General features: G+C 74.6%; 25 protein-coding genes and 1 tRNA gene. 14 read left to right on the top strand and 12 right to left on the bottom strand.

Going from position 1 to position 24128, the window contains the following annotated elements; all coding sequences use genetic code 11:
- Positions 1-13 precede the first annotated feature (13 nt).
- Entirely contained in the window at positions 14-1612 is a 1599-nt protein-coding gene (locus ACSHWO_RS21820) for a beta-N-acetylhexosaminidase (RefSeq protein WP_438313996.1), read from the bottom strand.
- 51 nt (positions 1613-1663) lie between these two features.
- Here ACSHWO_RS21820 and ACSHWO_RS21815 point away from each other — a divergent pair, with 51 nt between their 5' ends.
- The 3 genes from ACSHWO_RS21815 (at position 1664) to glmS (ending at position 4867) form a co-directional block, all read left to right on the top strand.
- The gene (locus ACSHWO_RS21815) at positions 1664-2578 is read left to right on the top strand and encodes a DUF4429 domain-containing protein (RefSeq protein WP_385848724.1); all 915 of its coding nucleotides are present in this window, start codon (positions 1664-1666) and stop codon (positions 2576-2578) included.
- Positions 2579-2687: 109 nt separating this feature from the next.
- Entirely contained in the window at positions 2688-2963 is a 276-nt protein-coding gene (locus tag ACSHWO_RS21810) for a hypothetical protein (RefSeq protein ID WP_361084431.1), read from the top strand.
- Positions 2964-3049: 86 nt separating this feature from the next.
- Entirely contained in the window at positions 3050-4867 is a 1818-nt protein-coding gene (glmS, locus tag ACSHWO_RS21805; RefSeq protein WP_361084434.1) for a glutamine--fructose-6-phosphate transaminase (isomerizing), read from the top strand.
- A 90-nt stretch (positions 4868-4957) separates the two neighbouring features.
- On the opposite strand, the gene ACSHWO_RS21800 is transcribed toward glmS, so the two are convergent.
- Positions 4958-5527: a GPR1/FUN34/YaaH family transporter gene (locus tag ACSHWO_RS21800; RefSeq protein WP_361084436.1), complete on the bottom strand. Its 570-nt coding sequence runs from the start codon at positions 5525-5527 to the stop codon at positions 4958-4960.
- A gap of 97 nt (positions 5528-5624) precedes the next feature.
- Positions 5625-6155 (bottom strand): universal stress protein, encoded by a 531-nt coding sequence (locus tag ACSHWO_RS21795; RefSeq protein WP_361084439.1) that lies wholly within the window; start codon positions 6153-6155, stop codon positions 5625-5627.
- A gap of 339 nt (positions 6156-6494) precedes the next feature.
- On the opposite strand from ACSHWO_RS21795, the gene ACSHWO_RS21790 reads away from it, so the two are divergent.
- The 4 genes from ACSHWO_RS21790 (at position 6495) to ACSHWO_RS21775 (ending at position 9405) form a co-directional block, all read left to right on the top strand.
- Positions 6495-6947, top strand: a complete 453-nt coding sequence (locus tag ACSHWO_RS21790; protein WP_438313989.1) for a hypothetical protein — start codon at positions 6495-6497, stop codon at positions 6945-6947.
- Positions 6948-7320: 373 nt separating this feature from the next.
- Complete coding sequence (locus ACSHWO_RS21785) at positions 7321-8493, top strand: helix-turn-helix domain-containing protein (protein ID WP_385848722.1); 1173 nt, start codon at positions 7321-7323, stop codon at positions 8491-8493.
- Positions 8494-8611: 118 nt separating this feature from the next.
- Positions 8612-9214 carry an oligoribonuclease gene (orn, locus tag ACSHWO_RS21780; protein WP_361084445.1) on the top strand — a complete coding sequence of 201 codons (603 nt, stop codon included), beginning with the start codon at positions 8612-8614 and terminating at the stop codon, positions 9212-9214.
- Between the two features lie 118 nt (positions 9215-9332).
- A tRNA-His gene (locus tag ACSHWO_RS21775) sits at positions 9333-9405 on the top strand.
- Here the strand turns inward: ACSHWO_RS21775 and ACSHWO_RS21770 are convergent.
- Positions 9397-10284 carry an NAD(P)H-binding protein gene (locus ACSHWO_RS21770; protein ID WP_438313986.1) on the bottom strand — a complete coding sequence of 296 codons (888 nt, stop codon included), beginning with the start codon at positions 10282-10284 and terminating at the stop codon, positions 9397-9399. The genes ACSHWO_RS21775 and ACSHWO_RS21770 overlap by 9 nt on opposite strands.
- A gap of 118 nt (positions 10285-10402) precedes the next feature.
- Between ACSHWO_RS21770 and ACSHWO_RS21765 the strand changes: the two genes are divergently transcribed.
- Complete coding sequence (locus ACSHWO_RS21765) at positions 10403-10897, top strand: MarR family winged helix-turn-helix transcriptional regulator (RefSeq protein WP_438313983.1); 495 nt, start codon at positions 10403-10405, stop codon at positions 10895-10897.
- A gap of 71 nt (positions 10898-10968) precedes the next feature.
- Here ACSHWO_RS21765 and ACSHWO_RS21760 read toward each other — a convergent pair whose 3' ends face one another.
- The 5 genes from ACSHWO_RS21760 to ACSHWO_RS21740 form a co-directional block, all read right to left on the bottom strand.
- Positions 10969-11682, bottom strand: coding sequence for an NADPH-dependent F420 reductase (locus tag ACSHWO_RS21760; protein WP_438313980.1), 714 nt, complete (start codon positions 11680-11682; stop codon positions 10969-10971).
- 138 nt (positions 11683-11820) lie between these two features.
- Positions 11821-12486: a disulfide bond formation protein B gene (locus tag ACSHWO_RS21755; protein WP_438313977.1), complete on the bottom strand. Its 666-nt coding sequence runs from the start codon at positions 12484-12486 to the stop codon at positions 11821-11823.
- A gap of 8 nt (positions 12487-12494) precedes the next feature.
- Entirely contained in the window at positions 12495-12659 is a 165-nt protein-coding gene (locus tag ACSHWO_RS21750; RefSeq protein ID WP_361084459.1) for a DUF5993 family protein, read from the bottom strand.
- Between the two features lie 79 nt (positions 12660-12738).
- The gene (locus ACSHWO_RS21745) at positions 12739-14127 is read right to left on the bottom strand and encodes a sensor histidine kinase (RefSeq protein WP_361084462.1); all 1389 of its coding nucleotides are present in this window, start codon (positions 14125-14127) and stop codon (positions 12739-12741) included.
- Positions 14124-14813, bottom strand: coding sequence for a response regulator transcription factor (locus ACSHWO_RS21740; RefSeq protein WP_361084465.1), 690 nt, complete (start codon positions 14811-14813; stop codon positions 14124-14126). The genes ACSHWO_RS21745 and ACSHWO_RS21740 overlap by 4 nt, the downstream gene beginning before the upstream one ends.
- Before the next feature lie 79 nt (positions 14814-14892).
- Between ACSHWO_RS21740 and ACSHWO_RS21735 the strand changes: the two genes are divergently transcribed.
- The gene (locus tag ACSHWO_RS21735) at positions 14893-15456 is read left to right on the top strand and encodes a hypothetical protein (RefSeq protein WP_385848715.1); all 564 of its coding nucleotides are present in this window, start codon (positions 14893-14895) and stop codon (positions 15454-15456) included.
- A 24-nt stretch (positions 15457-15480) separates the two neighbouring features.
- Here ACSHWO_RS21735 and ACSHWO_RS21730 read toward each other — a convergent pair whose 3' ends face one another.
- Together ACSHWO_RS21730 and ACSHWO_RS21725 are read right to left on the bottom strand one after the other, a co-directional pair.
- Positions 15481-16356, bottom strand: a complete 876-nt coding sequence (locus ACSHWO_RS21730; RefSeq protein ID WP_438313972.1) for a spermidine synthase — start codon at positions 16354-16356, stop codon at positions 15481-15483.
- A gap of 95 nt (positions 16357-16451) precedes the next feature.
- On the bottom strand, positions 16452-16847 hold the full coding sequence (locus ACSHWO_RS21725; protein WP_361084471.1) for a hypothetical protein: 396 nt from the start codon (positions 16845-16847) through the stop codon (positions 16452-16454).
- A gap of 296 nt (positions 16848-17143) precedes the next feature.
- Here ACSHWO_RS21725 and ACSHWO_RS21720 point away from each other — a divergent pair, with 296 nt between their 5' ends.
- Complete coding sequence (locus ACSHWO_RS21720; protein ID WP_361084473.1) at positions 17144-18436, top strand: tetratricopeptide repeat protein; 1293 nt, start codon at positions 17144-17146, stop codon at positions 18434-18436.
- A 44-nt stretch (positions 18437-18480) separates the two neighbouring features.
- On the opposite strand, the gene ACSHWO_RS21715 is transcribed toward ACSHWO_RS21720, so the two are convergent.
- Positions 18481-19077 (bottom strand): histidine phosphatase family protein, encoded by a 597-nt coding sequence (locus ACSHWO_RS21715; protein WP_361084476.1) that lies wholly within the window; start codon positions 19075-19077, stop codon positions 18481-18483.
- 115 nt (positions 19078-19192) lie between these two features.
- Between ACSHWO_RS21715 and ACSHWO_RS21710 the strand changes: the two genes are divergently transcribed.
- From ACSHWO_RS21710 to ACSHWO_RS21695, 4 genes are read left to right on the top strand one after another with little or no spacing between them, the layout of a single operon-like run.
- On the top strand, positions 19193-20113 hold the full coding sequence (locus ACSHWO_RS21710; RefSeq protein WP_385848712.1) for a phosphatase PAP2 family protein: 921 nt from the start codon (positions 19193-19195) through the stop codon (positions 20111-20113).
- Positions 20052-21200: a hypothetical protein gene (locus ACSHWO_RS21705; protein ID WP_438313968.1), complete on the top strand. Its 1149-nt coding sequence runs from the start codon at positions 20052-20054 to the stop codon at positions 21198-21200. Before ACSHWO_RS21710 ends, ACSHWO_RS21705 begins: the two co-directional genes overlap by 62 nt.
- A complete protein-coding gene (locus ACSHWO_RS21700; protein WP_438313965.1) occupies positions 21191-22768 on the top strand; it encodes a hypothetical protein in 1578 nt (525 codons plus the stop codon). Before ACSHWO_RS21705 ends, ACSHWO_RS21700 begins: the two co-directional genes overlap by 10 nt.
- Entirely contained in the window at positions 22765-24120 is a 1356-nt protein-coding gene (locus tag ACSHWO_RS21695; RefSeq protein ID WP_438313962.1) for an AAA domain-containing protein, read from the top strand. The genes ACSHWO_RS21700 and ACSHWO_RS21695 overlap by 4 nt, the downstream gene beginning before the upstream one ends.
- The last annotated feature ends 8 nt before the right edge of the window (positions 24121-24128 follow it).

The raw sequence follows: 24128 nt of genomic DNA, 5'->3' as shown, positions 1-24128 counted from the left end.
CCGAGGACCGCGCCTACAGCCAGGGCACGTCCGGGGCGCGGTGGAAGGTGATCCCCTGCGCGTCCAGGCGGGCCCCGTGGGCGGCGAGGCGCCCGCTGTACGCGCCCCAGTCGCGCGCGGCGGCCGGACTCCAGCCCAGTTCCGCCAGGCTCAGCACCCGGGGGAAGGCCATGTACTCCAGGTCGGCGCGGGTCGCGATGGTCTCCGTCCACAGCGGCGCCTCCACGCCGAGGACGGCCGATTCCGGGACGTCGGGCAGGTACGCTCCCGGGTCCCAGTCGTAGGAGCGGCGCACCGGCACGTAGCCGGCCCAGGCCAGGCCCTGCTTCGTCGCCGGGTCGTACTTCATGTCCAGGTACAGCCGGTCCGCCGGCGACAGGACCAGCGGGTGGCCGGCCTTCGCCGCCGCGGCCACCGCCGCCTTCTCCGCCGCCGCCGTCCGGTCGTGGCCCCAGTACTGCAGGACCGCACCCGGGGCCGGCCTGGCCGAGGCGAGCTGGTGCCAGGCCACCACCGTCTTGCCGTGCCGCGCGGCGGCCTGCTGCGCCCGGTCCATGAACGCCGCGTAGTCCGCGGCCGGGGTCCGGTGGGCCTCGTCGCCGCCGATGTGCAGGTAGCGGCCGGGGGTGAGGGCGGCCAGCTCCCCGAGCACGTCCTCGACGAACTCGTACGTCCGCTCCTCGGCCACGCACAGCGAGCTGAAGCCGACCTTGGTCCCGGTGTAGCGCTCGGGTGCCTTGCCGTCGCAGTTCAGCTCCGGGTAGGAGGCGAGGGCGGCGTTGACGTGGCCCGGCATGTCGATCTCGGGGACCACGTCCACGTACCGCTCGGCCGCGTACGCCACCAGGTCCCGGTACTGGTCCTTCGTCCAGTGGCCGCCGGGGCCGCCGCCGACCTCGCTGCCGCCGCCGTACTCGGCGAGCCGGGGCCAGGAGTCGATGGCGATCCGCCAGCCCTGGTCGTCGGTCAGGTGCAGGTGGAGGACGTTGACCTTGTACTGGGCGAGCTGGTCGACGTACCGCTTGACCTGCTCCACCGTGAAGAAGTGGCGGGCGACGTCCAGCATCGCCCCCCGGTACGCGAACCGGGGCGCGTCGGTGATCCGGCCGCCCGGGACGGTGCCCGGCCCGGACACGGGCAGCAGCTGGCGCAGGGTCTGCCCGGCGTGGAACAGGCCGGCCGGGGTGCGGGCGGTCAGGGTGACCCCGCCCGGGCCGGAGTCCAGCCGGTAGCCCTCCTCCCCGACCCCCCGGGCCCGCGGGTCGATCCGCAGCCGGATCCCGTCGCCGGCCGAGCCGTGGACCACGGGGAGCGGCAGCCCGGTGGGGCCGCGCAGCTGCTCGGCGAGGAGCTCGCCGACCCGCCGGACCTCGGCGTCGCCGGCCGGGGCGGTGCGGACGACCGTGCCCGCCGCGACGGGGTAGCCGGCTCCTGCGGCCTGCGCGGAGGCCGGGGCGGGCAGGAGCCGCTCGTAGGGGGTGGGGGCGGCGGCGGGTCCGGGCCCGCCGGAGCGGGCGTTGCCAAGTCGGACGTCGGCGCCGCGGGCGGAGGCGCAGGAGACGAGCGTGCCGAGGACGAGGAGGGCGCCGAGCGTGCGTCGCAGGACTCTCATGGCCCAGGTATAGGCCAACTCCCGTGCTGGGGACGGTGCGAGAATCGCTGGATGGCGGAAATCATCCAGAAGGACGGTACGTGGACCTTCGACGGGGACGCGGTGCGCATCGTGCCCGGTCGGGACAAGGGAGTGGGCCTGCTGCGCCAGACCCTCGGCGAGGTGGTCGTACCGCTGCGGGCCCTGGCGGGGATCAGCCACGAGCCGGGGCGCAGGACGGGCCGGCTCCGGCTGCGGCTGCGTGACGGGGCGTGCCCGCTGCTCCAGGTGACCGGGGGGCGGCTGCCGGAGGCCTCGGACCCGTACCGGCTGACGGTGGAGTCGGACCGCAGCGGGGTGGCCGAGTACTTCGTGGACGAGGTGCGCAACGCGCTGCTGCTGGAGCAGGTGCCGGCGGGCCCGCTGGACGCGTACGTGCTGCCGGGGCCGGCGGTGCCGATCTCGGTGGGGGCGGGGGACGGGACGGTGGCCTTCGACGGGGACCGGATCGGCCTGGACTGGAACTGGACGACGGAGGAGGCCAAGAGCTCGGGCGGGCCGCGCGAGTTCCGGGTCGCGGACCTGCGGTCGGTGGAGTGGTCGCCGTCGAAGGGTCTGGACAACGGCTGGATCCGGTTCGGCCTGACGGGGGCGGCGCCGGCTCCGGCGCCCAAGTACGACCCGTACACGGTGGAGCTGTTCGGCTTCAAGAAGGACCCGCTGATGGCGCTGGTCGCGGCGGCCGTGGCGGTGCGGATGCCGCACCCGGCGGCTCCGGCCGAGCCGGTTCCGGTGCCGGCGCAGTCGCCGTCGCTGGCTCCGGCACCCGCGGAACGGGCGGCGGCCGCACCGGCGGGGGCGGCCGGCGGGGAGGACCACGATGCGCTGCTGCGGCGGCTGCGGGAGCTGGGCGAGCTGCACCAGTCGGGGATCCTCACGGCGGACGAGTTCGCAGCCGCCAAACAGGCCGTTTTGCGGCGTTTCTAGCCAGTTCATTAGCGGATCGACGCATTCCGCAGGTACGTACCAGCGTGATCCTGCCCGCATTCGGGCAGGATCTTTGCTTTTCCAGGGCCTCGGACGTCAATATCTACGAGTGCTCGACCGCCGCCCGTCGTACGACGATCTTGTCGAACACCTGGTGCGCAGCACCGCGCTCCAGCGCGGGGAGGCCGCCCGGGTGGTGCTCGACGTGCTCGCGTACTTCGACGAGACGACCGAGGAATTCGTCCGGCGCCGCCACCGGGAGCTCCAGTCCGGCGGGGCCCTCAACGCCGCGATCTTCGAACGGATCGCGGCCGAGCTGCCGCACCGGGCCGTGGCTCCACCGGAGCTGTCCCTGCGGCAGCTGCGCCGCATCGTCTACGGCTGACCGGCCCGCACGGCACCGGTCACGGCACACGAGCCGCCTCGGCGGCGGCAAGAGCGACACCCGAACCTCAGGAGGGGCAACACTTCATGTGCGGAATCGTGGGATACATCGGCAAGCGCGACGTGGCACCGCTGCTGCTCGAAGGCCTGCAGCGGCTGGAGTACCGCGGGTACGACTCCGCGGGCATCGTCGTCAACAGCCCGAAGTCCCCGGCGCTGAAGGTCGTCAAGGCCAAGGGCCGGGTGCGTGAGCTGGAGACCCGCGTCCCCAAGCGCTTCGCCGGCACCAGCGGTATCGCCCACACCCGCTGGGCCACCCACGGCGCCCCGAGCGACATCAACTCCCACCCGCACCTGGACGCGGAGGAGAAGGTCGCCGTCGTCCACAACGGAATCGTCGACAACGCCGCCGAGCTCCGCGCCAAGCTGGAGGCCGAGGGCGTGGTCTTCGTCTCGGAGACCGACACCGAGGTGATCGTCCACCTCGTCTCCCGCTCCCAGGCCGACACCCTGGAGGAGAAGGTCCGCGAGGCCGTCAAGGTCATCGAGGGCACCTACGGCATCGCCGTCATGCACGCCGACTTCGCGGACCGCATCGTCGTCGCCCGCAACGGCTCCCCCGTGATCCTCGGCATCGGCGAGAAGGAGATGCTCGTCGCCTCCGACGTGGCCGCCCTGATCGCCCACACCCGCCAGGTCGTGACCCTGAACGACGGCGAGATGGCCACCCTCAAGGCCGACGACTTCCGCACGTACACCACCAGCGGCACCTCCACCACCGCCACCCCGGAGACCGTGGAGTGGGAGGCCGCCTCGTACGACATGGGCGGCCACGACACCTACATGCACAAGGAGATCTCCGAGCAGCCCGACGCGGTCGACCGCGTGCTGCGCGGCCGCATCGACGACCGCTTCTCCACCGTGCACCTGGGCGGCCTGAACCTGGACCCGCGCGAGGCCCGCGGCATCCGCCGGGTCAAGATCCTCGGCTGCGGCACCTCGTACCACGCCGGCATGATCGGCGCGAGCCTCATCGAGGGCATGGCCCGCATCCCCGCGGACGCCGAGCCGGCCTCCGAGTTCCGCTACCGCAACCCGGTCGTGGACCCCGACACCCTCTACATCGCCGTCTCCCAGTCCGGTGAGACCTACGACGTGCTCGCCGCCGTCCAGGAGCTCAAGCGCAAGGGCGCCCGCGTCCTCGGCGTCGTCAACGTGGTCGGCTCCGCGATCGCCCGCGAGGCCGACGGCGGCGTGTACGTGCACGCCGGCCCCGAGGTCTGCGTGGTCTCCACCAAGTGCTTCACCAACACGGTCGTGGCCTTCGCGCTGCTCGCCGTGCACCTGGGCCGGATACGCGACCTGTCCGTCACCGACGGCAAGCGGATCATCGAGGGTCTGCGCCGCCTGCCCGCCCAGATCGAGGAGATCCTCAAGGGCGAGGAGGACATCAAGAAGCTCGCCGCCGAGTACGCGGACGCCAAGTCGATGATGTTCATCGGCCGCGTGCGGGGCTACCCGGTGGCCCTGGAGGCCTCCCTGAAGCTCAAGGAGATCTCCTACATCCACGCCGAGGCCTACCCGGCCTCCGAGCTCAAGCACGGTCCGCTCGCCCTGATCGAGCCGGCGATGCCGACGGTCGCGATCGTCCCGGACGACGACCTGCTGGAGAAGAACCGCGCCGCTCTGGAGGAGATCAAGGCCCGCAGCGGCCGGATCCTGGCCGTCGCGCACCGCGAGCAGGAGAAGGCGGACCACACCATCGTCGTCCCGAAGAACGAGGACGAGCTGGACCCGATCCTGATGGGCATCCCGCTGCAGCTGCTGGCGTACCACACGGCGCTGGCCCTGGGCCGGGACATCGACAAGCCGCGCAACCTGGCGAAGTCCGTCACGGTCGAGTAGTCGCCCCCGCCGCGACACCCACGAGAGCGGCCCCCGGGACTCCCCGGGGGCCGCTCTCGTCGTCCCGCCGTACGGGCTCCCGCCGTGCGGTCAGCTCGCGGCGACGGCGCTCCCGCCGGAGGCCTTGCCGAGGGCCGTCGGCCAGTGGGCCAGCGCGGCCGTCGCGCCGTACCAGGTCAGCAGCCCGGAGACGGCTGCCACCCAGCCGGCGGCCTTGGCCAGCCCGCCGCTGTCGGCGAGGGTGCCGATCGCGAGGAGCAGCAGCGAGAGGGTGAGCAGGGCGTACGTGCCCTGGCCGAACAGTCCGCTCGCGGCGCCCGTGGTGAGGGTCAGCGCGAGGAGCGCGAAGAGGATCAGGAACAGGCCCGCTGCGTGCGCGGAAACCTTTCCGTCCGCCCCCGCGGCCCAGGTGAACCAGAAGGCGCCGAGGCCCGCGAACGCCGTGCCGTTGAAGCCGTTCCCGCCGCGGAACTCCAGGAGTCCGAGGACGAAGAGGGCGAAGCCGCCGACGTAGGTGGCGAGCGACACGGCGTCCGCCGCGGACACTCCGCTGACGATGCCGGTGTGGCCGATACCGAATGCGAGAAGGGTGAGACCCAGGGCGATGTTGCCGAGGGTCGAGGTCGAGGCCGAGCTTCCCGCAGAGACAGCGTTGTCCACGGCGGGCTCCCTTCGATCTGCAGTTGTGTGCTGCGTCCCAGCAGCATTTATCTACCCTTTACAGGGGTGCACAACCGCACAATCGACAGGGCGGCGGTTACGGAATGACAACAACCGGTCGCTGTGCGCGTTTGGCGAGCCGACCCGCCACGGACCCGAAGATCCGGCCGACGATTCCGTGCGTGGAACCGACCACGATGGCGTCCGCCGAGTACTCCCGGCCCACCTCCTCCAACTCGTGGCAGATGTCCCCGCCCCGCTCGACCAGGATCCACGGCACCTCGGCCAGGTAGTCCGCACAGGCCAGTTCCAGCCCGAGGACCTCGGTGCGGTGGTCGGGCACGTCCACGAAGACCGGCGGCTCGCACCCGGCCCACACGGTGGTGGGCAGCCGGTTGGCCACGTGCACGATGATCAGGCCGGATCCGGACCGCCGGGCCATCCCGATGGCGTACGCGAGCGCGCGTTCGCTGGAGGTGGAGCCGTCGAACCCCACCACCACTCCGTGCCGGAAGGCCGGGTCGCAGGACGGACGCGCCTGTTCCGCCGCGCGCAGATCGCTCGGCACGTGATCGGCGAGCGGCTTGCGCTTGCGATCCGCGGGTTCGGGGAATTCGTGACCGGCCATGGATGTCTCGGCGAAGGGGTCCTCGGGGGAAGGGACAAGACGACGGGGAGGCAGTGGGCGAAAACGACGACTCAGGGTGACGGAGCTCCGTCCGGGCAGCATCTTGCCAAGCCCTTACCCCCAGGGTACGGCGACACTCCTGTCCTGGACAGGGCTTGCCGCACTTGGAGAGCGTCCCAGGGAGCATGCCGGAGCGCGGCCGCCTTGGCAATGCCCGCTGTCCCCTACAGGCAGTGACGAGCGCCCCCGACGCGCCACCCGCGTGCGCAGTGACCGAGCCCCGCCGCACACCGTTGGACAGGCGTCCGACCGCCCAGGAGAGCCCGCAGGGAGCACGCCGTGCCCGGCCATCCGGTTCACCCCCTCCAGCCCGCCCAGCCGACGCAGCCCACCCCGGTCGCCGACACGGCCCCCCGTGTCGCCCCCGCCCCCGTTCACCCGTCCGTGCAGTCCGGCAGGCACTCCCCTGACGACCCCACGGGTGACGTCGTGCGCTGGGCCGCCTTCAGCTGCCTGCTGGTCCCGGTGGTCCTCGTCGTGTACGGGGGCACCTTCGGCGGGGCCGCCGTGGCCACCCTGGGCCTGGTGGCCGTCACGGCGGTGTGCCGGGTGATGCTGCGCTGGTCGGAGCAGGGGAGCCGGGGCGCGGTGGCGGCGCTGGCGAAGGGCCGGACGCCGGCGTCGGACCGGCGCCGGCGGCATTCGCGCGGCGGGGGCGGGGCCCACGGCGGTGGCCGGGGCGGGGCGCGGCGCGGCTGCAACTCCTCCCGCGGGGCCCGCCGGGGGGACTGACCGATTCACACACCCACACCCGCATGATTTCAGCCAACTTCGCGGCACGGTGCCGGTCTTGCCGGAATGCCGCCCCGCACCTCCCACCACCGGCGACGATGGTGGGAGGCAGGCCGGAAGACCCGATGGGTACTGGCCACGGCCGGAGCGCGAGCTTCCTACTCCGGTAGCGGAGTGGAACGCTTCCTGATCGAATGCTTTTCGCCAAGTTGCCAAGTCGACATAGCGCTGCGTGCTGAACTTGTCACGCCGACACCACGGGACGCAGTAGATTCGATCATGTTTTACGGCGGGGGATCCACGTGCAAGGCCGAGGGGAAACGTGCAGGTGCGACCAGACCAGGGAGTCGCGACACCCAAGGGGGGCTTAGCCATGAGCCAGGATTCCACCGCCGTCGTCATGGACGCCGGCAGGAAGCTCGCGGGGCGTCGCCGCAGGGAGATCGTTGCGGTGCTGCTGTTCAGCGGCGGGCCGATCTTCGAGAGCTCCATTCCACTCTCCGTGTTCGGCATTGACCGGCAGGACGCGGGAGTTCCACGCTATCGACTGCTCGTGTGCGCCGGTGAGGACGGTCCGCTGCGGACCACCGGCGGACTCGAACTGACCGCGCCCTACGGCCTGGAGGCGATCGCCCGCGCGGGCACCGTCGTCGTCCCGGCCTGGCGCTCCATCACATCGCCGCCGCCTCCGGAGGCGCTCGACGCACTGCGTCTGGCGCACGAGGAGGGGGCCCGGATCGTCGGACTGTGCACCGGAGCGTTCGTGCTCGCCGCCGCCGGGCTGCTCGACGGCCGGCCCGCGACGACGCACTGGATGTACGCGCCGACGCTGGCCAAGCGGTACCCGTCCGTCCACGTCGACCCGCGCGAGCTGTTCGTCGACGACGGCGACGTGCTGACGTCCGCGGGCACCGCGGCCGGAATCGACCTGTGCCTGCACATCGTGCGCACCGACCACGGCAGCGAGGCGGCCGGGGCTCTGGCCCGCCGGCTCGTCGTCCCGCCGCGGCGCACGGGCGGCCAGGAGCGCTACCTCGACCGGTCGCTGCCGGAGGAGATCGGCGCCGACCCGCTGGCCGAGGTCGTCGCCTGGGCGCTGGAGCACCTCCACGAGCAGTTCGACGTGGAGACGCTCGCCGCCCGCGCCTACATGAGCCGGCGCACCTTCGACCGGCGGTTCCGCTCGCTGACCGGCAGCGCGCCGCTGCAGTGGCTGATCACCCAGCGGGTGCTCCAGGCGCAGCGCCTGCTGGAGACCTCCGACTACTCGGTCGACGAGGTCGCCGGGCGCTGCGGGTTCCGCTCTCCGGTGGCGCTGCGCGGGCACTTCCGCCGGCAGCTGGGGTCCTCCCCGGCGGCCTACCGCTCGGCCTACCGGGCCCGCCGCCCCCAGGGCGACGGGGCGCAGGTGTCGGACATCTCCGCGGGTCCCGTGCCGCACCAGCGCACTCCGCAGCCCCAGCGGGCGGCGGCGGCGCTGGCCGCCTCCGGCTCGTCGGTTGCGGAGCTGTACGCCCCGTCGCGGGTGCTGCGCGAGCACGCGTAGCCCCGGCGCCGGGCGCTGCCCGACTCCCGAAGGCCCCCGTGCCGGTCACGACCGGTGCGGGGGCCTTCCGCCATGCGGGCCCGGTCGGATCCGCCGGGCGAGCGCATAAGGTGGACGCATGAACGATCGCATGGTGTGGATCGACTGCGAGATGACGGGCCTCTCGCTGGCGGACGACGCACTTATCGAGGTGGCCGCGCTGGTCACCGACTCGGAGCTCAATGTGCTCGGCGAGGGCGTGGACATCGTGATCCGCCCGCCGGACGCGGCGCTGGAGACCATGCCCGACGTGGTGCGCGCGATGCACACCGCCTCCGGCCTGCTCGACGAGCTGGCCGGCGGAACCACCCTCGCGGACGCCGAGGCGCAGGTCCTGGCGTACGTCCGCGAGCACGTGAAGGAGCCCCGCAAGGCGCCGCTGTGCGGCAACTCGGTCTCCACCGACCGCGGCTTCCTGCTGCGGGACATGCCCGCACTGGAGGGCCACCTGCACTACCGGATCGTGGACGTCTCCTCGGTCAAGGAGCTGGCGCGCCGCTGGTACCCGCGGGCCTACTTCAACAGCCCGCCGAAGAACGGCAACCACCGGGCGCTCGCGGACATCAAGGAGTCCATCGCCGAGCTGCGCTACTACCGGGAGGCGGTCTTCGTCCCGCAGCCCGGCCCCGACTCGGACACGGCGCGGTCCATCGCCGCGAAGCACGTCCTGCCCGCCGAGTAGCAGCCGCCGGGACCCTCCCGGAACCCTCCCGGAGGAGGGGTCGGTGGAATCGGGGGAGCGAGCACCCTTCCGGACCCTGTACCCTTTTCTTCGGCCGGTCGGTTTCCGACCGGACATGGTGGGTGTAGCTCAGTTGGTAGAGCACCTGGTTGTGGTCCAGGTGGCCGCGGGTTCGAGTCCCGTCACTCACCCTTACCGGAGGCCCCGGTCCGCGCGAGCGGGCCGGGGTCCTCTGCGTTCCGGAAGCCGTCGGCCGAGAAATCGCCGACATGCTCCTCGGCCCAGGTCCCGAAGGACCGCGCGGGCCGACCGGTGAGGCGGGTCACATGGTCGGTGAGGGTGGCGGGGACGCCGTCGCCCGCGGCCCAGTACTCCAGGAGCGCGTCGGCGTAGGGCCCGGGCATGAAGGCGCCGGCCTCGGCCTTCCACTGCTCGGCGGTGACCTCCTCGTACGGCACGGGCCGCCCGAGGGCGCGGCCGAGTATGGACAGTTGGTCCGCGAAGGTGAGCGACTGCGGGCCGGTCAGGGTGTAGGCCCGCCCGGCGAGGGCGGGGTCGGTCAGCACGGCGTACGCGGCCTCCGCGAGGTCGGCCTCGTGCACCGGGTCCGTGTGCGCCCCCGGATACGGCAGCCGGACGGGCGTGCCGGCCCGCAGCGGTCCGGCCCAGCCGAGGGCGTTGGTCGCGAAGGACCCCGGGCGCAGCAGGGTGGCCCGCAGCGGCGAGGCGAGCAGCGCGTCCTCCACGGCTCGGTGGGCGGCTGCCAGCGGATTGTCGGCGGCGGCCGGTGCGAGCACTGCGGAGGAGGACAGGAGCACGACGTGCTCGACGCCTGCCGCGACGGCCTCCTCGACGAAGGCCTCGATGCCGGAGGCCTCCGCGTAGAGGAAGACGGACCGGGCTCCGGCCAGGGCCTCGGGGAAGGTGCCCGGATCGGACAGGTCGCAGCGGACCGTGCCGGGACCGGCCGGCTCCCGGGATCCGAGGCGGTGCGCGAGGCCGCGGGCGCTCAGGAGGGCGGCGAGATTGCGGGCGACGGCGCCTCGGGCTCCGGTGACGAGGATCGACATGGCGGGACCTGCTTCCTGTTCTGGGTCGGGCTGCGCACGGTAGAATCACTACGTGATGCAGATTATGCACCGAACACTCTCTGTGTCACGCAATTAAATTTCAGGCAGGGAGAAACCGATGTCAACCGATTCCCCCCGTTCGGGTGAGCAGTGGAGCCGCGCCGAGCTGCTCGCGCACGTCGTGACGGAGAGCCAGCGCCACTACGCCAACTACTCGCTCTTCACCCAAGCCCTCGCCGACCACGTCAGCCTGCACCCCACCGACATGCAGTGCATCGCGCTGCTCGACCTGGAGCCCGGCCCCGTCAGCACCGGCGACGTCGCCCGCCTCACCGGCCTGACCTCGGGCTCGGCCACCCGCCTCGTCGACCGCCTGGTCAAGGCCGGAATCGTGGAGCGGCTCGCCGACCCGAACGACCGCCGCCGCTCCCTCGTCGCCCTCGCCCCCGACGCCCGCAACCGGATCGGCGAGGCCTGGGACATCCCCGGGCGCGCCTTCGGCGCCGTCCTCGACCGCTACTCCGACGCCGAACTCGCCCTCATCGCCGACTACCTGCACCGCGCCGCCGAGGTCGGCCGGTCCCAGGCCGAGCGGCTCCAGTCCGGCGGCTGAACCGCAGCTGCTCGCTCTCCTGGACCGCGAACACGATCCAGCGGGGCCGCACGCCCTCGTGGAGGCCGGGGTCAGGCGTCGGCGCCGGCGACCAGGCCGCCCGCGCCGCCCCTGCGGGCGCCCTGGACGTGGAAGTTGAAGTCCGTGTGCCCGAGGGCCCCCATCAGCCGCAGCCAGACCGGGAGCAGCATCTCCGTCCCTCGGGCGGTCTCGATGCCGCCGAGGTCCAGCACGCTCGCCTCCGGCCAGCCGAACGCGTGCAGCAGCGCTTGCACCTCCGCCTTGGCCTCGGGGTCCTCGCCCGACAGGAACACCGTGTGCTCCCCCGGAACCCGCGCCGGCTCCACCATGATCCGGCAGTTCATGGTGTTCAGCGTCTTGACCACCCGCAGCCCCGGGAAGGTCCGCTGGATCCGCTCCCCCAGGCTGTCGTCGTTCACCGGGTCCAGGGTCGGCGGGAACCCGTGGGAGAAGTCCAGCGGGTTCGCGATGTCGATCAGGATCCTGCCGTCCAGGTGCGCGGCGCCGGCCTCCGCCAGGATCGCGACGCTGGCCTTCCCGGCCGTGGCGTTGACCAGGGTCTGGCCGTGCCGGGCGGCCTCCGCGAAGCCGGCCAGGCCGACGTCCGCCGCGCCCCGGTCGCCCTCCCGCCACGCCGCGAACTCGTCGCGGCCGGCGGTGGCGTCGGGGTCGCGGGTGCCGATGACGACCTCGTGGCCGAGGGAGTTCAGGCGGGCGGCGACCGTGCGGCCGACCATCCCGGTGCCGAGGACTGCGTAGCGCATGAGCGTTTCCGATCCTTCCGATACGTCCTGATCTGCCGAGCCCGAGCGTGCGCTGCCGCGCCGTGCGCCGCCGCGCCCCGCCGTGTTCCGGTGGGGGCGGCCGCGCCCGCCGTGCCCGTACGCCGGACCGTACGCCCGCTACCCGCCCAGGATCCGCAGATCGCGGAAGAACTCGTAGCGCTGCGGGTCGTCCGGCAGGAACCAGTGGGCCCCCTCCTGCAGGAGCACGGCCAGCCCGCTCACGGCGACGACCAGCCCGAGGAGCCACAGTGCGAGTTGCCCCGCCGCCCGGTACGGCCCCGGCCCGGACGTCGGAACGGCGCGGTCCGCGGTCGCGTGGGCGGAGGCCAGGACGATGCCGACTACGACGGCCGAGGCCTGGAAGAGGATCCACGCCCGGACGTCGAGGTGCAGGCCGAGGACGTGGCTGCCCTGGCCGCCCCGGCCCCCGGCGGCGGGTACGGCGTGCAGCGCCGCCTGCCGCCAGGAGGCGAACGAGCCGGCGGCGACCGCGGCCAGCGCCAGCCCCCAGCCCGTCATGTAGTCGCGGCCGGTCAGCGCCCCGTGCGTGAGCGCCGTACGCACGATGTACGCCGCCCCGGTCGCGGCCAGCAGCATGAACATCCGCTGCACCACGCAGAACGGGCAGGGCGGCTGCTCCCCCAGCACCAGCTGGGTGAAGAGGCCGGCGCCGACGACGCCCGTCCAGCCGAGCGCGAAGAGGCACGCGAACCAGTACTGCGCCCGTCCCAGCAGACCGCCCTCCAGCGGGGTCTCCGGGAGGATGCTCTCCATCGTGGCCATGGCGGCGGTCAGTGGAGCGGGCCGGGGCCGGGGCCGCCGGCCAGGTGGTGCGCCGCCAGCAGGACCACCGCGGCCAGCGTGACCCACCAGGCGCCGAGGACGGCCGTCCGCGACGCGTCCCGGCACAGGGCGACCAGCGTGGCGAGGAGCGCGCCGAAGATGAGGGTGTCCATGCCGCGGACCGTACCGACGAACGGCGGGTGCACCCCGAGAGGCGCGCCCCGGCCGCCGGCCCGTTCCGCCGGTTGACCGTCAGCCGCCGCGCCGCTTGCGCCGGCCGCGGCGCTCGCGCCCGCCGCGCGCCCCGCCGCTGCGGGCCCGGTCGTCCAGGGCGATCCACAGCCGGACCTCGGTGCCGCCGAGCACCGAGCGGCCGATCCGCACGTCGCCCCCGGTCGCCTCGGCGACCCGCCGCACGATGTCCAGCCCGAGGCCCGTCGAGCCGTCCCGGGCGCCGTCGTTGCCCCGGCGCAGGGCGGCGTCGGGGTCGTCGATGCCCGGCCCGCCGTCGGACACGAGCACGATGACGGCGTCCCCCGCGTCGTGCACGTCGACCGCGAAGGCCGTGCCCTCCGGGGTGTGCCGGAAGACGTTGCCGAGCAGGGCGTCCAGGGCGGCGGCCAGCTCCGGCCGGGCGACCGGGATCCGTACGGTCCGGTCCACGCCGGCGAGCCGGACCTCGCGCCCCTCGTCCTCCGCGAGCGCCGACCAGAACGCCATCCGGTCCCGGATCACCTCGGAGGCGTCACAGCCCGCCCCGGCGCCGGCCCCGGCCGCCCCGGGCGCGCGCTGCTCGCGGGCGGTCCGGATGATCGTGTCGACCTCCCGCTCGAGTTGCTCGACCGCGGCCCGGGTCTGCTCGGCGGCCGGGCCGTCGCCGAGCGAGGCCGTGTTGAGCCGGAGCACCGTCAGCGGCGTCCGCAGCCGGTGCGACAGGTCGGCGGCCAGCTCCCGCTCGTTGGCGAGGAGTTCCACGACCTGGTCCGCCATGGAGTTGAACGCGACGGCCGCCGACCGGAGTTCCTTCGGCCCGGCCTCCGGTACGCGGGCCCCCAGCCGGCCCTCGCCCAGCTGGTGCGCGGCGTCCGCGAGCCGTTCGGCGGGCCGCACCAGCCGGGCGCCGAGCCGGTCGGCGACCGCCACCGAGCCGACGACGAGGGCGAGACCGACGCCCGCGAGGACCAGCCAGGCGGTGGCGACACCGTTGCTGACCTCCCGCTCGGGCACGAGGATCTCCACGACGGCGATGTCCCCCGACCCCAGCGCGGTGGGCTGGAGCAGCGCCGATCCGCCGCGCGCCAGCGGCACCGTCATCGCCCGCCCGAGCCGCCGGGTCTCCGCCACGGCGTGGGCGCCGGCCCAGCCGGTGCCGATCTCCACGGCCGCGCCGCCGCCGATCGCCGGCACGTGGACGGCCATCCGCTGGGCGGCGCCCATCTCCGTGGACTCCACGGCCCTGCGCAGCTGGCCCGGGTCGGTGGTGATGGACAGGGTCGGGCCGATGGTGGCGGCCTGCCGCTCGGCGTTGGAGAACGCCCGGTCGCTGGCCATCTCCTGGACGACCATCCCGAGCGGCACGGCGAAGGCGACGACCACCATGGTCGTGACCGCCAGGCACACCTTGACCAGCGCCCACCTCACCGGGGCGGCTCCAGCTTGACCCCGACCCCGCGCAGGGTGTGCAGGTAGCGGGGGTTGGCGGCGGTCTCGCCGAGCTTGCGGCGCAGCCAGGACAGGTGCACGTCGATGGTCTGGTCGTCGCCGTACGACTGCTGCCACACCTCGGCGAGCAGCTCGCGCCGGGACACGACCACCCCGGGCCGGCCGGCCAGGAAGGCCAGCAGGTCGAACTCGCGCCGGGTGAGGTCCAGGACGGCACCGTCCAGTTCGGCCTGCCGCCGCAGCGGGTCGATGGCGAGGCCGCCCACCCGCAGGACCCGCGAGGGCGCCTCCGCCCCGGAGGCGGACCGGGCGCGGCGCAGCACGGCGGCCATCCGGGCGGAGAGGTGCTCCACGGAGAACGGTTTCGTCAGGTAGTCGTCGGCGCCGTCGTTGAGCAGCCGGACGATCTCGGCCTCGTCGTCGCGCGCTGTGGCGATGATCACCGGTACGTCGGTGATGCCGCGCAGCATCTTGAGCGCCTCCGACCCGTCCAGGTCGGGCAGGCCCAGGTCGAGGATGACCACGTCGAAGCGGTGGTGGGCGACTTCGCGCAGGGCCTCCAGGGCCGTTCCGACGCTGCGCACGGTGTGCGCGGCGTCGGTGAGGTGCCGGATGAGGGCGGAACGTACGAACTGGTCGTCCTCGACCACGAGCACACTTGCCATGGGCCGCACCGTAGTCCATTCGGGGGACCCGGCGGGGTGTCGGGCGGTGTTCGGGGCCGGTGGTGCAGTATGTGGGCTGATGCACCGAGGACTTGTACACGCTTTCGCCTGGACGCTGGCGACCGGGGCAGCGGTGACGCTGTCGTGGTGGGGCGTGCACACGGTGATGTCCGGGACGGCCTACGATCCGCCGCTGGCCGTGCCGTTGGCCACGAAGCCGCGGTCCTCGTCGACGCACGGGGCGGCGGCCGCCGGTCCGCCGTCCCCGTCCGCGTCCGCGTCCGCGACGGCCTCCTCGTCGGTGTCGGCGTCCCCGTCGCCCTCGGCGTCGCCGTCCGCGGAGCCCTCCCCTGCGAAGCCGTCGCCGAAGGCGTCCGCCGGCGGGCCCCCGCCCGGCGAGCAGGGGTACGGCGGTGGCGGCGGCACGGTGAAGGCGTACACGGTCAACGGCGGCCGGGTGGTCTTCGACCTCGGGGCGTCCTCGGCGGACCTGGTCTCGGCGACCCCCGACGCCGGCTGGCAGATGCAGGTGTGGAAGCAGCCGTTCTGGATCCGGGTGACCTTCACCAAGGGCGACCGCGAGATGTCGGTCTTCTGCACCTGGAACGGCCACCCGCCCCTGGTGGAGACGTACGAGGGGTAGTCCGTCCGGGCCGTCGGGGCCCGCTCACTGGAAGGCCGACGGCGGCGGCTGCGGGGACGGCGTGGCCGAGGTGTCGCGGACCGGGGCCGCGCCGCCGGCGAAGTCGGTCAGGGCGCGGCCGTGTTCGACCCGGCCCGGGTGCGGGTCGCCGGCGACGCGGCGGGTGAACTCGGCGACGGGCAGTTCCCGGTCGGCGGCCGCCAGGACCGCGTTGCCGAACCGTTTCCCCCGCCACACCACCGGGTCCGCGGCCATGGCCAGGTGCGTGAAGCGGGCCGCGGCCGTGGCGATCTGGCCGCGCAGGTGCCCGAGCGGCGGCCCGTCCGCGAGGTTGGCCACGTACCAGCCGCCGGGCGCCAGGGCCCTGCGTACGTCGTCCAGGAACTCGGTGCTGGTCAGATGGGCCGGGGTGCGGGCACCGCTGAAGACGTCCGCGATCACCAGGTCCGCCCAGCCGTCCGGCACCTTCGCGAGCCCGGCCCGCGCGTCCAGCGCCCGCACCCGGATCCGGGCCTGCGGGTCCAGCGGCAGGTGCTCGCGCACGAAGGCCACCAGGGCGGCGTCGATCTCGACGACCTGCTGCGTGGAGCGGGGGCGGGCGGCGGCCGTGTAGCGGGCGAGGGTGAAGGCGCCGCCGCCGAGGTGCAGCACGTTCAGCGGCTGCCGGGCGGGGGCCGCGAGGTCGATGAGGTGGCCGATGCGGCGCTGGTAGGCGAAGGACAGGTGCCCCGGGTCGTCGAGGTCGACGTGGGACTGCGGGGCCCCGTCGAGCAGCAGGGTCCAGGCCCCGGCCCGCTCCCGGTCGGGCTCCAGCTCCGCCCGCCCGCCGCCCACCTGCCCGACGACCGCCTCGGAGGTACCGCGCCCGCGCTGTCTGCTGCCTCTGCCCTTGCCTGCCACCACCCCATTGTCCCCGGCCGGACGCCGGCCCCGCCCGGCTTCCGCCCGGGGCCGGGGCGCCCCGGGCCGGGGCGCGCGGACCCGGAGGCCGTTGCTCAGCGGCAGTTGTCGGCGGCCTCGATCAGCCGGGCCGCCTCGCCGAGCGCGGCCCGCAGCACCTCCGGGTCGGTGACCGCGTCGACGGCCTCCGGCGGGAGCAGCCAGCCGCGGTCCCCGGCGGCGGGCAGCACGTCGCCGAACCGCGTCCCGCGCCCGTCGGTCTGCGTGCAGGCGCTGCCCGGGAGGTCCCAGGCGTCGGCGGTACCGGGCGGCACGAGGAAGCCGAGGGTGGCGCCGGCGTCGTCGTGCAGCACGGGGCCGACGCCGCCGGCCCGGCTCACCGCGGCCCGGCGGATGATGTCCACGGCCTCCAGGCCCTGCCGCGCGGGCACGGTCACCATGTCCGGTGCGTCACACCCGAGGGGCGGGGTGTTCGTTCCTGCGCTCTCCATGCCGGCCTCCACCAGGGGAACCACCCCTCATCGATCGCCTACGGGCCGGGCGGGAGTCGCCTCCCACCCCGCAAGGGGTCCAACGCGCCCAGGCGTCAACAGGTTCGGCGGCAAGACGCTGCAAAGGATGGCACTTCATGGCAGATCGTGGGTGAGATATCCCGTTTGTAGGCAAACGCCGCATCAACAGGCGGCCCTTGGCGGTACTTTCATGCGCGCCGGTACCGGCTCCACCCCGCAGCACCCGCAGCACCCGCAGCACCCGCAGTGCGTTCCTTGCCAGAGAGGCCACGTCCATGGCGGCGTTCCCGCACTCACCCAACCACACGTTCCGGCGGCTGCGCGGACCGCTCTCCCCGGCCGAGTTCGCGGCCGCGGTGCGCCGCTCCGCACGGGAGATCGGAGAAACGGTTTCCTGCGACGCCCGCTACGTCGGCCGCGTCGAGTCCGGGGAGATCCGCTGCCCCAACTACGCCTACGAACGGGTCTTCCTGCACATGTTCCCCGGCCGGACGCTGACCGACCTGGGATTCTCCCCGCGCGAGGCGGTCCGCGGCCGCTGGGCGCAGCGCACCCCCGACACCCACAAGGAGAGCGACGTGCAGCGTCGCGCGTTCATGGCGGGCGGTTCCGCCACCGTGGCGGCCGCGACGTTCGGCCTCACCCTCCTCGGCGACACCCGCCGCCCGCCCTCCCGCGCCGGTGAGGCCGAGGCCGCCGCGGTCGAGGACGCCGTACGCCAGATCCGGCTGCTGGACGACCGGCACGGCGCGGACGCGCTCTACCGCAGGGCGGCCGCACCGCTGCGCGCCGCCTACGCGCTGCTGGACGCGGGGGCGACCCGGCAGTCCACCGAGGACCGGCTGCACGCGGGCGCCGGGGAGCTGGCGGTCTCGGTCGGCTGGCTGGCCCACGACTCCGGGCGCTTCGGCGACGCCCGCTCGCACTACTCGGAGGCCCTGGCGACGGCCCGGGTCGCGGGGGACGCCGGGCTGGAGGCGCACGCCTTCAGCAACATGTCCTTCCTGGCCCGGGACTGCGGCCGGCCGCGCGAGTCGGTACGGGCCGCGCAGGCGGGCCGCCGCGCCGCCCGCCCCCTCGGCTCCCCGCGGCTGCTGTCGCTGCTCGCGCTGCGCGAGGCGGGCGGCTGGGCGGGTCTGGCGGACCGCCGGGCCTGCGAGGAGGCGCTGGTCCGGGCGCACACGGAGTTCTCCCGCGGCCCCTCGGACGCGGACCCTGAGTGGATGTCCTTCTTCGGCGAGGCCGAACTGGAGTCGCTGGAGTCGCGCTGCTGGGCGGCGCTCGGGGAGCACGCCCGGGCGGCCCGCCACGCCCGGCGCGCCGCGGACCTCCAGGACCCGCACTTCGCGCGGAACGTGGCCCTGTACACCGCGGAGCTGGCCGAGGACCTGGCCCGCGCTGGGGCCCCGGACGAGGCCGCCCGGGCGGGCGACCGGGTCCTGGACCTGCTGGAGGACGTCCAGTCGACGCGTATCCGGTCGATGCTGTCGGCGACCGCCCGCACCCTGGTCCCGCACCAGCGCAGCCCCCGGGTGGGCGGCTTCCTGGCCCGTCACGCCGAGGCCTGAGCCCGGGGGCGCCCCGCGGCCTGCGGGGGCTGACCTGCGAGGGGCTACGCCTCCAGGTGGCCGGTGTCGTTCCAGCGCTCCAGCGCGGGGGCCCCGTACGCCCAGCCGAGGACCGACAGGGAGGTCGGCTCCAGGCGGATGCGGGCCCCGAAGGAGGCGTCGAAGCCGAGCCAACGCGCGGCGAGGGTGCGCAGGACGTGGCCGTGGGCGAAGACGAGCACGTCCCGCTCGGCCGAGCGGGCCCAGGCGACGACCTCGTCCGCGCGGGCGGCGATGTCGGCGACGGACTCGCCGCCGGGGACGCCGTCCCGCCAGATCAGCCAGCCCGGGCGGACGGCCTGGATCTCGGCCGGGGTCATGCCCTCGTAGTCGCCGTAGTCCCACTCCATCAGCAGGTCCCAGGGCTCCGCGCGCGCGCCGAAGCCGGCCAGGTCGCAACTCTCGCTCGCGCGGACCAGCGGGCTGGTGCGGACCTCCACTCCGGGCAGGCCGCCCCACGGGTCCTGCGCGAGCCGCTCACCGAGCAGCTTCGCGCCCCGCCGGCCCTCCTCCAGCAGGGGGACGTCGGTGCGTCCGGTGTGCTTGCCGAGCTTGGACCACGCCGTCTGGCCGTGCCGGGCGAGGAGGATGCGGGGGGCCATGCGGTTTCTCCCGTTTTTGGTGGTCCGTCACGATTCGGACGATTGGATCGTCCGACCATCATCCATCACATGAACCCCAGGCAACCCACGCGCCCGAACAGGCGTCCTAGACCGTATGAACAACCGGCAGAAGCCCACCCGCTGGTGGGCCGAACTGCTGCTCCTGGGGCTGCTCTACGGCGCGTACTCCGGCGGCAGACTCCTCGCCCGCGGTGACGTGCACCTGGCCGTCGACCACGGGCTCGCCATCCTCCGGACCGAAGAACTGCTGGGGATCGCGTTCGAACGGCCGCTGAACCGGCTCTTCTCCCAGCACGCCCCGCTCGGCGTACCCGCCGACTTCGTGTACGCCTCCCTGCACTACCTGGTCACCCCGGCCGTGCTGGTCTGGCTCTACCGCCGCCGCCCCGCGCACTACCGCACCGCCCGCACCTGGCTGGCGGCCTCCACCCTCCTCGGGCTCGTCGGCTTCGCCCTGATGCCCACCTGCCCGCCCCGGCTGCTCGACGCGGCGCACGGGTTCACCGACACCATGGCCCAGTACAGCGGGTACGGCTGGTGGGGCGCCGAGGCCAGCGCCCCGCGCGGGCTCGGCGGGCTCACCAACCAGTACGCGGCCATGCCGAGCCTGCACGTCGGCTGGGCCCTGTGGTGCGGCGTCCTGTTGTGGCGGCACGGGCGGCACCCGCTCCTGCGGGCCTTCGGCGTCGCCTACCCGGCCGTCACCGTGCTCGTGGTCATGGGCACCGCCAACCACTACTTCCTCGACGCGGTCGCCGGGGCCGCGGTCATGGGCCTCGGCCACGCCGCGGCCCGCGCCCTGTCGGGCCGCACGCGGGCACGCACGAAGACCCCCGCGACAATCCGCGAGGCAGTCCGCGAGGCGCCTCCGGCGGGGGCCGGGGAGGCCGCCCCACCGGCCGGTTTCCGCGGCACGACCCCGATTGTCGGTGGCGGATGGGACACTTCCGCCCGTGAGCTCCCACCCGCACAGCGGCCCGCCCCAGCAGACGACCCTGCGGCAGCGGCTCGCTGACCTGCGCGGCCCCGCCGTGCCTCCCCGCCCGCTCGACGCCCGCGCGCTGGCGGCCCTCGCCGCCAACCCGGGCTGCGGCAGACGCGCGCTGCTCGACGGGGCCGGGGTGGACAAGACCGCCCTCGCCGCGGCCCTGGGCACCCCGGCCGCCTTCGGCCAGTCGCAGTTCGCGATCATCCGGGGCCACTCCTTCGAAGCCCGGGTCAAGGCCGACGGCGGGGCCGAGCTGCTGCGGCTGGTCCACCGACACCTGGCCGGCGGGGCCGAGGCCCCCGGCAGCGGCGCCCGCGTCCCCGACCTCACCGCCGCCGGCCCCGAGGGCCGCGCCGCGCGCACCGCGCTCGCCCTGCGCGAGGCCACCGCCGCCGGCGAGTGGACCCTGCTGGACCACCCGATGCTGGCCCTGGAGGTGGCCGGCACCCCCGCCTTCCTGGAGCCGGACGCCGTCGTGGTGCATCCCGACGGCCGCTGGACCGTGGTGGAGATCAAGTCGTTCCCGCTGCTGGACGGCGCCGCCGACCCGGCGAAGGTGGGCGCCGCCGCCCGGCAGGCCGCCGTCTACGTCCTCGCGCTGGAGAAGACCGCCGAGAAGCTGCCCACCGCCTCCGTCGGGCACCGCGTGCTGCTCGTCTGCCCCGAGGACTTCTCCAACCTGCCCGCCGCCGCGCCCGTCGACATCCGCCGCGAGCGCTCCGTGACCCTGCGCCAGCTGGACCGGCTGACCCGCGTCGAGGAACTGGCCGCGGCGCTGCCCGAGGGGCTCACCTTCGACCCCGCCCGGCCCGCCGAGGAGCTGACCGAGGCCGTCGCCGCCGTCGCCGCCGCCTACGCCCCCGAGTGCCTGGCCGCCTGCGAGCTGGCCTTCCACTGCCGGGAGCGGGCCCGGGCCGCCGGAGAGGCCACCACGCTCGGCCGCGGCGTCCGCGCGGAGCTCGGGGCGTACACCACCGTCGAGGAGGCCCTGGCGGCCGCCGCCGGCACGCGCTCCCCCGACGATCCGGCCGACCCGGCCGACCCGACCGCGGCCGCGCTGCAGCACGCCGCCCGGCTGCGCTCCGAGGCCCTCGGGGAGGCCGCATGCCGCTGATGGACACCCTCGCCCGACTGGAGGCCGTGCGCTCGGGCCGGGCCCAGGCGCTCGCGACCGTACGCCACCGGCACCTGCACGAGCGCCCGCTGGTCCTCGTCCCGCTGACCACCGCGGGCGAGACGGGCGCCCCGCTCGGCGCGCTCGTCGGCACCGACCCGGACGAGCCGCGACTGCTGGTGGTGGCCCAGCCCCGCGACCGCGACCTGCGCTGGGCGTTCCTCGCCCGGCTGGCCGACGAGGTGCTGCCGTACGTGGAGGCGTACGCGGACGAGGTCGAGCTGGTGGAGCGCACCGAGACCGACCCGGAGACCGGCGCCCGCGCCAAGGTGTCGGCGGAGCTGTGCCTGGACGCCCCGCAGCTCGTGGTGCCGAGCCGGGCCGGCGTCGACTTCGTCCGGCTGCTGGGCCGGTCGATGCGGTTCAGGCGGACCGCCGAGGAGGACCCGGAGAACCCCTACCCGGCCCCCTCCCGGGTCCCGCTGCTGGGCCGCTGGCTCACCCATCTGGGCGAGCGGGCCCGCGTCCCCGGCTCGTCGATGCTGCTGGCGGCGACGGAGCTGCTCGGCCGACACTGGGCGACCGGCCAGAGCAACCTGGAGGACCAGCACCTGGGCGCGCTGCTGGCCTGGATAGCCCCGCCGGAGGGCGTGTCCGGCGCCGCCGCGGCCCTGCGTGCCGAGCAGGGCCGCGGCCCCGACGGGCAGCTGCTGGTCCCGCCCGCCGGACCGGCCACCGACCCGGCCTTCGACAACAAGCTGCTGGCCCCGGCGATGGCCCGGTACGACGCCGCCCGCGCCGCCGGCCGGCCGACCGAGGTGGCCCGCGCCGAGGAGGCCGTGCGCGAGCTCGTCGCCACGCAGCTGCGACCGACGTGGCGGGCGGTGTGGCAGGCCCTGGAGCTGGTGCGCGCCCTGCCCGGGGCGGAGCGGGCGGAGGAGCGCTGGGTCCGCGACCGCTGGTCGTACACCGGGCACCGCGACCGGGTCCGGGCGGGCGAGCCGCCGCAGCCGCGCCGCGACGACGCGGTGACGGCGGCCCAGAAGCTGGCCACCCGGGAGACCGAGCAGGTGCGGCTCGACGCCCAGGAGGCGTTGGACGACCCGCTGGTGATGGCGGGGCGGCGGCTCGCGGGCGAGGCCTTCGCGGGCGAGGTCACCGATGTCGTCATGGAGTGGACGGAGTCGAAGCGGCCCAGCCCGCGCCCGCTGGTGACGGTGGCCACCGAGGACCGGCCGCAGCTCGCCGACGGCCCCGGCAGCGGCGGGCAGAAGGTGTTCCGGTCCCTGGAGGGGCGCCCGCAGAGCGCGCAGTTCGTCCGCCTGGAGTCCGACGGCAGCGTGGTGCTGCGGCTGCTGGACAAGATGGGCCGCGGCCGGGAGCCGGAACCGGGCTCGGTGCCGGAGAAGGGCGAGCGGGTGTGCTGGACGCTGTTCGAGCACGACGCGCGCGGCGGCCCGAAGCTGCCCGAGCCGGAGAAGACGCCCTGGACGCACGGCGGCCCGCCCGGATCCGCGACCGCCGTAGCCTGGCTGCCCGACGCCGTGACCGACGAGGACCTCCTGTGACCGCGATCGAGAGCTGTTCCGTGGCCGGCTTCGACCCGGGTGCGGCGGCCGCCGCGGCCACCGCCGCGATCCTGCACGACACGCTGCACGGGCCGGAGCGGGGCGTCGTCGTCGACTCCCCGCCGGGGGCCGGCAAGTCCACCCTCGTGGTGCGCGCCGCCCGCGAGCTGGCTGCGGCCGGCCGCCGGCTGATGGTGGTGGCGCAGACGAACGCCCAGGTCGACGACCTGGTGCTGCGGCTCGCCGAGAAGGACCCGGAGCTGAAGGTCGGCCGGCTGCACAGCAGCGACGCCGACGCCTACGACCCCGCGCTGCGCGAGCTTCCCTCGGTGACGCTGTCGGCGAAGCTCGCCGACCTCGCCGAGCTGCCGGTCACCATCTCCACGGCCGCGAAGTGGGCGTACGTCAAGGACGCCGAGCCGTGGGAGCACGCGATCGTCGACGAGGCGTACCAGATGCGCTCGGACGCGCTGCTGGCCGTGGGCGGGCTGTTCGAGCGGGCGCTGTTCGTGGGCGACCCGGGGCAGCTGGACCCGTTCAGCGTGGTCGGTGCCGAGCAGTGGGCGGGCCTGTCCTACGACCCCTCGGCCTCGGCGGTCACCACGCTGCTGGCGCACAACCCGCAGCTGCCGCAGCACCGGCTGCCCGTGTCCTGGCGGCTCCCGGCGACGGCCGCGCCGCTCGTGTCGCGCGCCTTCTACCCGTACTCGCAGTTCCGCAGCGGGACCGGCCCCGGCGAGCGCCGCCTCGCGTACGGGGTCCCCTCGGACGGCTCCGGCCCGGACCGGGTGCTGGACGAGGCCGCCGAGGCCGGCTGGGGCCTGCTGGAGCTGCCCGCCCGGCACACGCCGCGCACGGACCCGGAGGCGGTCCGGGCCGTGGCCCTGGTGGTCCGGCGGGCCCTGGACCGCAGGGCGGCGACCTCGGACGAGCAGTCGCCCGCCCCGGTCCCGCTCACGGCGGACCGGATCGCCGTGGGGACCGCGCACCGCGACCAGGCGGCCGCGGTGCGCACGGCACTGGCCTCGCTCGGGGTGTCCGGGGTGACCGTGGACACCGCGAACCGGCTCCAGGGCCGCGAGTACGACCTGACGGTGGTGCTGCACCCGCTGTCGGGGCGGCCGGACGCCACGGCCTTCCACCTGGAGACGGGCCGGCTGTGCGTGCTGGCCTCGCGGCACCGGCACGCCTGCGTGGTGGTGGCCCGGGCGGGGATAGCGGAGCTGCTGGACGACCATCCGTCCGCGGAGCCGGTGCAGCTGGGGGTGACGGTGAAGTTCCCCGACGGCTGGGAGGCCAACCACGCGGTGCTGGCGCACCTGGCGGAGCACCGGGTGTCCTGGCGGCCCTGAGCCCGTCG

The organism is Streptomyces pallidus (ex Mingjun et al. 2026), from assembly GCF_051550185.1.
In the GTDB taxonomy this organism is placed as follows: domain Bacteria; phylum Actinomycetota; class Actinomycetes; order Streptomycetales; family Streptomycetaceae; genus Streptomyces.
Note: the sequence above shows the minus strand (reverse complement) of the source record. Positions and strands in the feature narration are given on the sequence as shown.